Annotated in this window: 10 protein-coding genes; 4 read left to right on the plus strand and 6 right to left on the minus strand. The window is 53.9% G+C overall.

The genetic code is table 11. The annotated features are described in order from the left end of the window. Positions 1-50 precede the first annotated feature (50 nt). Positions 51-830, plus strand: coding sequence for a hypothetical protein (locus ACT3RW_RS03260; protein WP_131090267.1), 780 nt, complete (start codon positions 51-53; stop codon positions 828-830). 97 nt (positions 831-927) lie between these two features. Next, positions 928-2,598 carry a bifunctional phosphoribosylaminoimidazolecarboxamide formyltransferase/IMP cyclohydrolase gene (gene purH, locus ACT3RW_RS03265; protein ID WP_444612800.1) on the plus strand — a complete coding sequence of 557 codons (1,671 nt, stop codon included), beginning with the start codon at positions 928-930 and terminating at the stop codon, positions 2,596-2,598. Positions 2,599-2,690: 92 nt separating this feature from the next. Here the strand turns inward: purH and ACT3RW_RS03270 are convergent, their stop codons facing one another. The 3 genes from ACT3RW_RS03270 to ACT3RW_RS03280 all read right to left on the minus strand — a co-directional run bounded on the left by ACT3RW_RS03270 (position 2,691) and on the right by ACT3RW_RS03280 (position 5,316). After that, complete coding sequence (locus tag ACT3RW_RS03270; RefSeq protein WP_444612801.1) at positions 2,691-3,287, minus strand: hypothetical protein; 597 nt, start codon at positions 3,285-3,287, stop codon at positions 2,691-2,693. Continuing rightward, positions 3,287-4,093 (minus strand): hypothetical protein, encoded by an 807-nt coding sequence (locus ACT3RW_RS03275; RefSeq protein ID WP_444612802.1) that lies wholly within the window; start codon positions 4,091-4,093, stop codon positions 3,287-3,289. Before ACT3RW_RS03275 ends, ACT3RW_RS03270 begins: the two co-directional genes overlap by 1 nt. Before the next feature lie 470 nt (positions 4,094-4,563). Next, complete coding sequence (locus ACT3RW_RS03280; protein ID WP_444612803.1) at positions 4,564-5,316, minus strand: ATP-binding cassette domain-containing protein; 753 nt, start codon at positions 5,314-5,316, stop codon at positions 4,564-4,566. An 861-nt stretch (positions 5,317-6,177) separates the two neighbouring features. On the opposite strand from ACT3RW_RS03280, the gene ACT3RW_RS03285 reads away from it, so the two are divergent. Both ACT3RW_RS03285 and ACT3RW_RS03290 read left to right on the plus strand, forming a co-directional pair. Further along, entirely contained in the window at positions 6,178-7,398 is a 1,221-nt protein-coding gene (locus ACT3RW_RS03285) for an NRAMP family divalent metal transporter (RefSeq protein WP_444612804.1), read from the plus strand. 9 nt (positions 7,399-7,407) lie between these two features. Beyond that, positions 7,408-8,217 carry a putative hydro-lyase gene (locus tag ACT3RW_RS03290; protein WP_444612805.1) on the plus strand — a complete coding sequence of 270 codons (810 nt, stop codon included), beginning with the start codon at positions 7,408-7,410 and terminating at the stop codon, positions 8,215-8,217. Positions 8,218-8,288: 71 nt separating this feature from the next. On the opposite strand, the gene ACT3RW_RS03295 is transcribed toward ACT3RW_RS03290, so the two are convergent. The 3 genes from ACT3RW_RS03295 to ACT3RW_RS03305 form a co-directional block, all read right to left on the minus strand. Next, on the minus strand, positions 8,289-9,278 hold the full coding sequence (locus ACT3RW_RS03295; protein ID WP_444612806.1) for an adenosine deaminase: 990 nt from the start codon (positions 9,276-9,278) through the stop codon (positions 8,289-8,291). A gap of 385 nt (positions 9,279-9,663) precedes the next feature. Continuing rightward, a complete protein-coding gene (locus tag ACT3RW_RS03300; RefSeq protein WP_444612807.1) occupies positions 9,664-10,341 on the minus strand; it encodes a GntR family transcriptional regulator in 678 nt (225 codons plus the stop codon). Positions 10,342-10,393: 52 nt separating this feature from the next. Then, entirely contained in the window at positions 10,394-12,133 is a 1,740-nt protein-coding gene (locus ACT3RW_RS03305) for an acetyl/propionyl/methylcrotonyl-CoA carboxylase subunit alpha (protein ID WP_444612808.1), read from the minus strand. Positions 12,134-12,140 lie beyond the last annotated feature (7 nt).

The raw sequence follows: 12,140 nt of genomic DNA on the forward strand, positions 1-12,140 counted from the left end.
GGCGCGTCAAGGTCTGTCATTCAGCGCCTGATTGGGAGTACTCTCTGGGCATGGGAGTAGATTGGGCCGCTCTCGAAGAGGCGATACGGGTGACCGCCCTTCGGCACGCGGCGGAAGTAATTACTGGACACCCCGACCAAGACTTCTATGCCATTGCCCTTCACGGGGTCAGCACCGAAGAAAGCGAGAGCATCGCTATGCCGTTGCTTGCGCTGAATTCGGTACAGGCTTTAGAACGTGATCGCGTCACGGCATCAAGAGAAGAACTGGTGGAGCGCGGCGAAGATGCTGACGAGCCTGCCGACTATGAAGACCGCGAAGATGCGGAGCCTGGTAGTTCAACCGAATCTGAAGACGTCACAATCGATGACGACTCCATAGTGATTTCTGACGCGGATGAACAGGAAACCGACGAGGAAGACTCGAGCCTTAACGATGATGAGGAAGATCTGGATCAGGTTCTGGCCTCGCTTGAAGAAGGCCTCGATGCAGACGACTCTGAGAGTTTCTATTCTGATAAGTGGGAACCAAGCGATTGGCACTGGTCAGCCATTGATTTATGCGAAGACCCGGCAGCCACCCTCTGGTCCGATGCGATGACCGACCTCGCAGCGCACGAAGGCTGGGAAGTCACCATAAAACGCTACTATCGCACCCTTGTTGCGGTGGCACAGAGCCTGCGAGAAGAACTTCAGCAACGTACCCCTGCAGACTTGGTTTGTTATGTAGCCGATGAAGATCATGCCGAGAAACTTCTGCGTCTTTGCCTGACTGACAAGCAACTGTCCAAGTATTTCCCACAGCTTGCTCAGCTTGTCGAAGGACCATGACACGAACTGAATATTCGGGTCATCCCTTGGTTAGAATGAGGGCGGTGGCCTAGTCGCCACCCGCCCCATTCATTCTCACCGCCGGGAGAAAAATTTCGTGAGTAAGACCGTGCTGGACAAAGTCGCAATCCGTCGCGCACTGATTTCCGTTTACGACAAGACTGGTCTGGAGGAGTTGGCCTCCGGACTACATGCCGCAGGCGTTCAGCTGGTATCCACCGGCTCTACCGCTAAGAAGATCGCTGCCGCCGGAATCCCTGTGACTGAGGTCGAGCAGGTGACCGGTTCGCCGGAAATGCTTGACGGTCGAGTCAAGACCCTGCACCCACGTATCCACGGTGGCATCCTTGCCGACCGTCGCGTTAGCGAGCACATGGATACCCTGTCTTCGATGGACATTGATCAGATCGATCTGGTTGTTGTAAACCTGTACCCATTTGTGCAGACTGTTGCTTCCGGCGCATCCCAGGACGAAGTTGTTGAACAGATCGACATTGGCGGTCCAGCAATGGTCCGTTCGGCTGCAAAGAACCACGCTGCTGTATCCATCGTTGTAGATCCAAGCTTCTACTCACAGGTCATCGCAGCTGCTGCTGATGGTGGTTTTGATCTGAAGACCCGTCAGCGTTTGGCTGCCAAGGCTTACGCTCACACCGCTGCCTACGACACCGCTGTTGCTTCGTGGACCGCAAGCCAGTTCCTCGATGAGGACGGCGACGGCGTCATCGATTGGCCAGCCTATGCGGGCGTTGCGCTGCAGCGTGCCGAAGCTTTGCGCTACGGCGAGAACCCACACCAGCAGGCGGCACTTTACGTTGATGAGGCTGCACCAGCCGGCATCGCGCAGGCTGACCAGCTGCACGGCAAGCCAATGAGCTACAACAACTACGTTGACGCTGATGCTGCACTGCGTGCCGCTTTCGACTTCGAGAAGCCTGCTGTTGCCGTTGTTAAGCACGCCAACCCATGTGGTGTGGCTGTAGCTTCGGATGACGCTGTTGATCCGATCGCTGATGCGCACCGCAAGGCTCACGCTACCGATCCAGTTTCCGCTTTTGGTGGCGTCATTGCTGCTAACCGCACGGTAACCAAGGAAATGGCTGAAACCGTCAAGGGCATCTTCACTGAGGTTGTCATTGCTCCGGACTTCGAAGCTGAAGCAGTTGAGATTCTCTCGGCCAAGAAGAATATCCGTCTCCTGGCTTTGCCTGAGGGCTATGGCCGTAACAAGAACGAGTTCCGCCAGGTATCCGGTGGCATGCTGATTCAGGCAGGTGACAAGATCGATGCTGATGGCGACAACCCAGCGAACTGGACCCTGGCTGCCGGCCAGGCTGCTGACGCTGCTACCCTTGCTGACCTTGAATTTGCATGGAGCGCAGTACGCGCTGCAAAGTCCAACGCCATCCTGTTGGCCAAGAACGGTGCAGCAACGGGCATTGGCATGGGCCAGGTCAACCGCATCGACTCCTGCAAGCTGGCAGTTGAACGCGCCAACACCCTGGGCGTAAAGGTCGAATCCGGCGCGGATGCAGCCGGTGGCGCCGAGAACGCTGATGCAGCTTCTTCGGAGCAACGTGCAGTGGGCTCCGTGGCTGCCTCGGACGCCTTCTTCCCATTTGCTGATGGTCTGCAGATCCTGATCGACGCTGGCGTCAAGGCTGTTGTACAGCCAGGCGGTTCGGTACGTGACGAGGAAGTTATCAAAGCTGCGAACGAAGCTGGCATCACCATGTACTTCACCGGTGCACGCCACTTCTTCCACTAGGAACTAGTAGCGCTTGCCAAAGGACCCCGTCCAAAATCCATATAGATTTTGGACGGGGTCCTTTGCTGTTCTCTTGTTATCTGACCCGCGGTCTAGCGAAGTGCTTTCCTTCGTTTGATCAGCAGTCCAGCTGCGAGTACTCCGGCAACGATAGATGCAATGCCAAACCAAGAGTATGGATGTGGCTGCATGATCCACGCCCATGGGTAAAATTCTGCGTTTTTGCTTCTGGCAAAAACCGAGGAAAAAGCGACGTAAGCCACCGGGACAACCGTTGCAGTACTTCCCAGCCCAAACAAGATACCCACGAGCCACAGCGACACCAAGCTAGCTAGGTCTCGGACAAATAAGACTGTAGGGAATTGACCGGTGCCGGCTAGCACCGCGGTAAGCGCACAAACTATGGTGCCAAGAAGCAGAATGCCTAAGGCAAACCCCGTCGAATGCGCCCAGATATTGCGCACTGCACCAAACATCCAACTACGTTTAGCACCACTAATATTCGCTCCGAGGATCACGCTCAGCAACGATGCCGGAATCACCGGAAGAGGCATCGCTGTGGGCATGAACAGGGAACCCAGGAATGGAATGGCCAACAGCTGTTGGCCGAATGCTCCAGCCAGAACACCACAGACGACGGCGCTTATCGCGCAAATAACGAGTCCTCGGGTACGCAAGGAAAGATTCATTACAGCCCCTTTGGCAAAGCGGGTACTTCACATCGCGAGAGTTGCTGGTACGCGTTCAGCGCCCAACGCCGCTGTTGTTCAAATGATTTGGACCTCAACGCCTCGTCAGTAATCTCTGCGTTTGAGCCGAGGACTTTGTGAAGCGCGTAGTTGGTGCTCCAGTCCTGCAGTATCTCAAAAGCCTCGTACTGATTGTCGAAGTCATCATTTTCGCAGAGATGATTGATGATCTCCGCAGAATAGGAACTCGACGCCGCGTACACAACCTGTTCATCTGTGTACCAAGGTTCGAATGAGGTCACCAATTCACCGGTTTCGGCTAGACGCACGTCGTGATCGAGTTCTGCGGTCACTCGTTTGGCTTTTGGAAAACCGATCTCCGATAGTTCGCGCACGCTTTGCGCTACCAATTCGCTGCGATCTCCACCAAAACGTTGTACATCGTTGAGGCAAACCTGTGGGCTGGTATCGGTACATGTGAACTGTTTTGTCTCATCGTTTACCACAGCAATTCCATCAAAATCACGTGAAATAAATAGGCCAGCGGTCAGTGCGAGGACCAATACTGATGCCCCGAAAGCGTATTTTCTTGGGGCAGTCTGACCGGCAGTTTTCTTCTTGGGAAATGGATTGTTGTTGCTAGCTAGCGTCAGGAAGCCCAAGGTGGCGAGCGAGGAAAAAACGATAAGGGTCCAAACGCCACGGTAGTCCAGAGATTGGGCTGCCATACAGCAACCATTGAGTGTCATTCCGGAAAGATAATGTGCAGGAAAATATCCTGAGGCTCCGGTGAATGCAAGGAACAAGTAGCTTAGAACCAGTGCGAAAGGAACGGCGAAACGACCAGGGAACCATTGCCCGAGAAAGTATCCAAAGGCCGAGTGGGCCATTATCGCTAGTAGGTATCCGAGAACTACTAGCCACAATTTGGGTTCGGGGGTCTGCCTTGAAGAAACTACAAGGTAGACCACCATGACAATTTGGATAATGGTGGCCGACAGTACGCTTGGCCAAAGCCTGTCGAGAATTCGATAGAGGTATCCGCGCGAAGTCACTTCAGTGACGCCGCGACTGTTCCTTTCACGACTTGACTCGATGGCCGCGCAGATTGATGCCAATAAGCACGAAAATAGGAGCGTGCTCGACGCGCCAGATACTGCGGCATCCGGATTACCAAGGACCAAATCTAGCTCTGTATAGCTACCAAGGTAGACAAAAGCAATGACTAGAAATACGGGTAGAAGCCACAACGCCGGTCGATTTGCTATAGGGAGCATTAGTGTTCTCCCGAAACTAGCTGACCATAGGCTGTACGAATTCGATCACGCGGACCATCCTCGGTGGAGCCACCCAATTCCATAAAATCAGCGGTGGACCCATGGAATTTTTGACGTCCTTGATCGAGGACAAAGACGGAGTCAAAAGTACCGTCGATATCTTCGGTCTGATGAGTTGATACGAGAACAATCTTCTGCGGGTCAATATCATTCAGAATCTTTTGGAATTTGTCGCGCTGGTTGGGATCTAGTCCTGCCGTTGGTTCATCAAGCAAGATGACGGCCGCATCATGCGCAAGCGCACCAGCAATGCCAAGACGCCGTTGCTGACCGCCGGAAAGTGCGGTGGCCTTGTGCTTTGACATCTCGGACAGCCCAACGCGTTCCAACGCGATGGGTGCCGCTGCTTTTGCAGCTTTCCTGCTAGCACCCTTGAGCCATGCGGAGTAGGTGACATGTTCCAGTACTGACAAGCCTGCGACCGGGCTGAAGTCCTGAGGTAGCCATGCAACCTGCTGGCGGAAGGCTCGTAGTTCTTTTGAACTGTATTTCAGCACATCGGTAGTGAGCTGTATGGTTCCCTGCCGGGGTGTGAGCGCGGTGGCGAGCAGCGAAATGAGGGTAGTTTTCCCCGCTCCGTTGGGCCCGAGTATTGCCGTTTTTCCTGAACTGTAGGACAGATCAATGCGGTCAAGTTGCGGGGAGCTTTTGGGATACGAAAATGACAGGTTTTTAATGCTCAGAGTACTCATTAGTACGCTTGTGTCACTTTCTTGGTAGTGAGCCTAATGTTTGAGCTTAGACCGGAGATTTTCTTGATCGTAAAATGGTAGGTGCTCTTTTTCGGTCACCAAAGCTCACCGAACCACAACCGCTAGTGGACTTTGTTGCCACGGTTGTTGCTGGAAGCCATGCTCCGCGATGATCAACCAGAGCAACTGTAATGCTGCTGACCCGCTTAGGAGATCCCCATGTTTCCGTGCAAGTCGTAAATGTAGTTTTTGTCGCTACCGAATCTGTGTTGTGATCGTTCCAACTGCGAGATGAAAAACCGGTGAGCGCATCTGTTATAGACGACGTCCACGATCCTTCCGCCAATGATGGAGCGGCGGGTATTATTACCAATCCCGCAATTAGAGCGGTTGCAATTGACAGTTCGCCTCTAAGGTTCAACACAATTCCTTTTGCGATCACATTACAGCCCCCACCGCACAAGGAATTACTGTAAGTAGTTCTTAGCAAACGACCAAATCAGAGAGTGTTTGAAAGTCTTTACTTTGAAGTAGGTTGAAATCTTTCTGAAACTGACCTAATTCGAAAAAGTTAGTCCGGGGTCGCGAAAATTCGCGCATTTCGGGCGGATGTAAATCGATCTAATGTGCACGTGTGACTCAAGCGTCTCCTCTTTGGGGTGATGGTAATCATGTCAAAGAGTGAATGTTTCAGGGGTCGTGGTCAGTATCGATCGCTGGGTGCTAATCGACGGGCGTGAAAATTTAGAAACACAAAATTGTTCAACAACATCTTGCCAAGGTTGTTCAACAACCTGTAATGTTATCCGCGTTACATTGATTCTGTGACAGCTGTCACCACTATCGCATTGGATCGTCACCATGGCACTCCCTGAGTCAAAGACTGAAATGAGCCCCAAAGCTCGGCGAACCGCCCTGCTTGGAGCCATGTTCTTGATGGCTACCAGCGCAATCGGCCCTGGGTTCATTACCCAGACCACTGAATTCACGGTAAAAATCGGCGCTGCTTTCGCTTTTGCCATCGTCGTTTCGATCCTCGTCGACATTGCGGTGCAGCTAAACGTATGGCGCGTCATCGGTGTTACCGGCATGCGCGCTCAAGAACTTGGCAACAAGGTCCTACCCGGTGTGGGTTGGTTCCTCGCGGTACTGGTATTCATCGGTGGCATGGTCTTCAACATCGGCAATATTGCCGGCACCGGTCTTGGCATCAATGCCATGCTCGGAGTGGATGCAAAGATTGGCGGGGTCATCTCGGCCGTCGTCGCGATCCTGATCTTCCTGTCCAAGAGAGCTGGAATGGCCCTGGACCGTATTGTGGTGCTGCTAGGTGCCATCATGATTCTCTTGATGCTCTACGTAGCAATTGTTGCCGCGCCGCCGGTCGGAGACGCCCTGCGCAATGTGGTTCTGCCTGAGAAGATCGATTTTCTGATTATTACCACCTTGATCGGTGGAACCGTTGGTGGTTACATCACCTACGCCGGCGCGCACCGCATGATCGATTCTGGTACCAGCGGTGTTGAACACGTCAAGTCAATTTCCAATATCTCAATCTTGGCTATCATCGTCACGGGCATCATGCGAGTGCTCTTGTTCTTGGCGATCCTCGGCGTCGTTGCAGGCGGCGTAGTACTGGCCAGCGACAACAAGGCCGCAGAAGCCTTCGGCCATGCCGCTGGAGACATCGGCATTCGAGCGTTCGGCATCATCCTCTGGGCAGCGGCCCTGACCAGCGTTATCGGCGCGGCCTACACTTCAGTTTCGTTTGTCACCAAGCGAACCACCTCAGAACGTACCCGCAACATGATCACCGTCGCTTTCATCGCGGTCTGTGGCATCATCTACCTATTCTTGGGTAAGGCACCAGCCACCTTGCTGATCTTCGCCGGCGCATTCAACGGCCTGATCCTGCCTGTCGGTTTCGCGGTATTGCTGTGGGTTGCTTGGCGTCGTCGTGACCTCATGGGCGGTTATAAGTACCCGAAATTCCTTCTGCTCGTGGGTGTCCTGGCATGGCTACTTAGCGTATTCCTCGGGTGGAATTCGCTGACTGGTCTGGCCGCACTCTGGCAAGCCTAAGGCGGAAAAATGAATCACATCAAAGACCTCGAATTGAACCAACGAGCCACGCTGTCCCCAAATCAAGCTCGGAAGTTCTTCCGTGAGGGTCAAGTGCTTCCAACCGCAGGAATCAGTGCCGGGTATGCACAGGCGAACCTGATGATCGTGCCGCGAGAGCTGGCCTTCGATGTTCTGCTCTTCGCCCAGCGCAATCCCAAATCCTGCCCGGTATTGGGTGTGCTTGAAGCTGGGGAAGTCTCCAACGAATTGCTGGCAGGCGGAGATATCAGGACTGATGTTCCGAAGTACGTGGTTTACGAAAATGGTGTTAAGGTCGCTGAACCTACCGACCTCAATGAGTACTGGCGCGATGATCTGGTTACCTTCATCATCGGCTGCTCTTTCACTTTTGAGTCAGCCCTGATGGACAACGGAATATCCATCGCGCACATTGACCAGGGCGTTAATGTACCGATGTACAAGACCACTACCAGGAGTAGTACAGCCGGAGCAATTAGCGGTCCTATGGTGGTTTCGATGCGGCCAATTCCTGCTTCGCAAGTAGCGGATGCCGTTCGGATCACTTCCCGATATCCTGCAGTACACGGAGCGCCAGTACACATTGGTAACCCGGAGGAGCTGGGAATTACTGACCTGTCGAAGCCAGACTTCGGCGATGCAGTACAAATTCCGGAAGGCACCGTGCCAGTCTTCTGGGCCTGCGGTGTCACGCCGCAAGCAGCCGTGATGGAGTCCAAACCATCCTTAGCCATCGGGCATGCGCCAGGCCACATGCTGATCACTGATATCAAAGATTCACAGTATCAAGTGCCATAACCAAAAAGTGATGCGGTGTTCGTCCCAACCGGGAAGAACACCGCATCACCTAGTTAAACTGAAAATTTTGATTAGCGTTGGCTAACCCAGGCGTCTACTTCCGCAAGGCGCTCGCGCTTGGCAGAGTCGTCAATGAACGAGGATTCAAAAGAATTTCGAGCCAACTGGGCCAATTGCTCGGTGCTGAAGTTGAACGCTTGCATGAGGGATGCAAAGTTGGCGTCCATGTATCCACCGAAATACGCAGGATCATCTGAATGTACCGAGACCTTTAGCCCCGCTTCAAGCATGGATGGCAGTGGGTGATCCGCCATCGTATCAACAGCACGCAATCGGATATTTGAGAGTGGACAGACGGTGAGAGGCATCTGTTCTGCAACGAGTCGCTGCACCAATTTCTCATCATCCAAGCACCGAATGCCGTGATCCACTCGCTCCACCTTGAGCAGGTCCAGCGCTTGCCAGATGTAATCGGCTGGACCTTCTTCACCAGCGTGAGCGACAACGTGCAGACCACTTTCGCGGGCCAAATCGAAAACATCGACAAAGAGCTCCGGTGGGAAACCCAGCTCGGAGGAGTCGAGCCCGATGCCATCGATATCGTGCTGTTCTTCAATCATGAAGCGTAGAAGATCCAGAGCTTCGCTGGCTGGAGCATGGCGCCAGAAGCAGGCGATGAGCTTATGCGAGATTCCCCAGCGCTCCTGCGCTTCGCTTAGTGCGTCACGAATTCCAGCGATGACATCGCGTAGATCCATTCCACGTTCAACATGGGCCTGTGGATCGAAGAACAATTCCACATGGCGCACACCTGAGGCATGGGCGCGATGCAAGTAAGCCATGGTGATTTCGTAGAAATCCTCGCGGGTGCGAAGAACCAGCATGTTTGCGTAGAACAGGTCCAAGAATGACTGCAAGTTGCTGAACTCATACTGTGCCCGTAGCTCGTCTATCGAGCTGTACGGCAGTTGGATTGAGTCCTTTGCGGCCAGTGACATGATCGTCTCGGGTTCCAGAGTTCCTTCGAGATGGATATGTAATTCGGCGACGGGCAAGTTCACAGCGCGGAACCTTTCAGCAACGACTATTGGGTGCGGTCTTACCGGTCCAGGAAAGAACGGGCAAGAATGCCTTAAACCATACGCTGACAAGCTAGGTGAACGCAGGTTGAGGTATTGAAGGCTCAATCAACTTACGAGGTGACTACTGGTGAACTTTTATCACCCTGGGTCATGGGAGAGCCGGATCAATCAATAATCGCAAGGGTCCCCAAAAATAGCGGAAAATCAATGATTGAATTGTCTATCTGCGTCCGACAACTTAGGTCTTTTTGATAGATAGCGACAACGATGCGACGCAGGGAGCCAAACCGGAAGCGCAGGACCGTCCATGTTGACGATGAGACAGATATCGCAAGACTTTACTGGTGGAGCATGGGTGTTGACGTTAACTTGATACCCGGTCGATGTGCTCTAGCAACTCAGCTTCAGCCTTGTCCAGGTATCCTCGCAAGGCCATGGCCGCTTCATCACGTTTACCTTCACTCAGTAGTTCTACCAAGCGCGCGTTTTGCTCCACATAATGCGAGTGGAAATCCGGGGCGTCACTCATCGCATGGAATACCAAGCGCATTCTGGCCAGCACACGTCCCATGAGCTCTTGGACCAAACTGCTATCTGATGAACGAACCAGTTGTTGGTGGAAAGCCTGATTGGCGTTGGCCATCCGAGGTATATCGTGCGCAGCCAAAGCAGAGCGCGCCTGAACAATGATCTCGCCCAGTTCCGCCAGATCCAGTTCTGGGCCCCAAGCAAGACAAGCAGGCTCAATGGTGCGTCGCACCGCGTAGATCTCTCGCACATCATCAGCATCTGGTGAGGCAACAAATACCCCACGGTTAGGGATGCGCGTGATGATCAATTCACTATCTAGCAGGGTGAAGCTTTCGCGCAGGGTATTGCGCGAAAGCCCCAACGACTCCGCCAGTGACTGCTCGGACAGCTTGTCTCCGGGCAACAGTTCACCTTCGGCAATGCGAGTACGCAAAAGACTCGCAGCCCATACACTGCTATGCGCGTGGGGTGCTTTGGCCGGAAGTGTGGAGGCACTGCTGCTGGAGTTCATTAGTCCAATTTATCCCAACTCATTGCTCGAAAGGGAACAGGCGAAGACTCGGTTACTGGATACTTCCCAGCGCGTCGGAACGACGTACCGCAGCCCCGATTTTAATGCTTGCGGCAGTGAAAACACCATCACGATGCGCCGACACAGCAGATTCCATTTTCATTGCTTCAACCACGGCAACCGTCTGTCCCTTGGAAACGGTTTCGCCGTCTTTGACAGCGAAGCTCACAAGATTGCCATCCATTGGGCTCAGCACGGTGGCAGCATCCTGTTCGGGAGCCTGTTGCGCCTGAGCTGATTCAGCGGCGCTAGCCCCTGACGGGTTGCGAAGGGCGTTGGTCAGAGCTGCTGGTAATCCGAGCTGTACGGCCTTGCCATCTAGTTCTATGGTGATCGTTTCCCGGCTGGTATCCAACTGGTTGAGATCCATCTGATCGCTGGCTTCAACTTCATTGAGGAATTCGTCCTCAATCCACGTTGTGTAGACCTTTAGCTGATCACCAATAAAATCTTCATGGTCAATGACTGCACGGTGGAACGGTAAAACTGTCGGAACACCCGCAACGGTGATCTCGTCCAGTGCCGATCGCGCTCGACGCAAAGCCTGATTACGGTCGGCTCCGTGCACGATCAGTTTGGCAATCATTGAATCGTAGAAGGGTGGGATGACCGAACCGCTACGAACACCAGAATCGATACGCACCCCGGCTCCAGTGGGAGCCTCGAAGCGTTCCACCGTGCCTGGAGCTGGAAGGAATCCGCGGGCAGGATCCTCGGCATTAATGCGGAATTCAAAGGCATGGCCCTGCGGTGTTGGGTCTTCACTCAGCGATAATGATAGACCGTCAGCAATGCGGAACTGCTCTGCCACCAAATCCACGCCAGCGGTTTCTTCGGTGATCGGGTGTTCTACCTGCAAACGGGTATTAACTTCCAAGAACGAAATCAGCCCGTCTTGGGCGACCAGATACTCGACGGTTCCGGCGCCAACGTAGCCAGCTTCCTTGCAGATCGCTTTGGCAGATTCGTGGATGCGATTTCGCTGCTCGTCGCTGAGGAACGGTGCCGGTGCTTCCTCCACCAACTTCTGGTGCCGGCGCTGTAGAGAACAATCACGGGTGCCAACTACGACAACATTGCCATGGGCGTCGGCCAAGACCTGGGCCTCGACGTGTCGTGGCTTAGACAGGAATCGCTCCACAAAACATTCACCACGGCCAAAGGCCACCGTGGCCTCACGCGTGGCCGATTCGAAGGCCTCGGTGATCTCATCGAGGGAATACGCAATCTTGATGCCGCGACCGCCACCGCCAAAAGCAGCCTTGATAGCTACGGGCACGCCGTATTCCTCAGCGAAGGCACGAACTTCTGCGGCATTTTCGGCAGGACCATCGGTACCTGGTGCTAGCGGGGCACCGGCCCGGACAGCAATTTTTCGTGCAGTGACCTTATTACCCAGATCCTCGATTGCCTGAGGTGAGGGACCAATCCACTTCATGCCAGCGTCAATGACAGCCTGTGCGAACTTTGCGTTCTCGGAAAGAAAGCCATAACCCGGGTGTACCGCGTCGGCCCCTGAACGCTTGGCGATCTCGATGATCTTTTCAATGTTCAGGTAAGTTTCGGCACCCGTGGACCCGTGCAACGGGTAGGCCTCATCGGCCCGCCGCACATGCAGCGCATTCGCATCTGGGTCCGAATAGATGGCAACGGAGGAAATGTTGGCGTCAGTAGCTGCCCGAGCAATGCGGACCGCGATTTCGCCGCGGTTGGCGATAAGAACCTTTTTCATGACAATC

Source organism: Glutamicibacter sp. AOP5-A2-18 (assembly GCF_052446055.1).
Classification (GTDB): Bacteria; Actinomycetota; Actinomycetes; order Actinomycetales; family Micrococcaceae; genus Glutamicibacter.

Bases quoted from the DNA above. Each gene is read 5' to 3' on its own strand.
- ACT3RW_RS03260 (WP_131090267.1), top strand. From the start codon at position 51: ATGGGAGTAGATTGGGCCGCTCTCGAAGAGGCGATACGGGTGACCGCC.
- ACT3RW_RS03270 (WP_444612801.1), bottom strand. From the start codon at position 3,287: ATGAATCTTTCCTTGCGTACCCGAGGACTCGTTATTTGCGCGATAAGC.
- ACT3RW_RS03280 (WP_444612803.1), bottom strand. From the start codon at position 5,316: ATGAGTACTCTGAGCATTAAAAACCTGTCATTTTCGTATCCCAAAAGC.
- ACT3RW_RS03285 (WP_444612804.1), top strand. From the start codon at position 6,178: ATGGCACTCCCTGAGTCAAAGACTGAAATGAGCCCCAAAGCTCGGCGA.
- ACT3RW_RS03290 (WP_444612805.1), top strand. From the start codon at position 7,408: ATGAATCACATCAAAGACCTCGAATTGAACCAACGAGCCACGCTGTCC.
- ACT3RW_RS03300 (WP_444612807.1), bottom strand. From the start codon at position 10,341: ATGAACTCCAGCAGCAGTGCCTCCACACTTCCGGCCAAAGCACCCCAC.
- ACT3RW_RS03305 (WP_444612808.1), bottom strand. From the start codon at position 12,133: ATGAAAAAGGTTCTTATCGCCAACCGCGGCGAAATCGCGGTCCGCATT.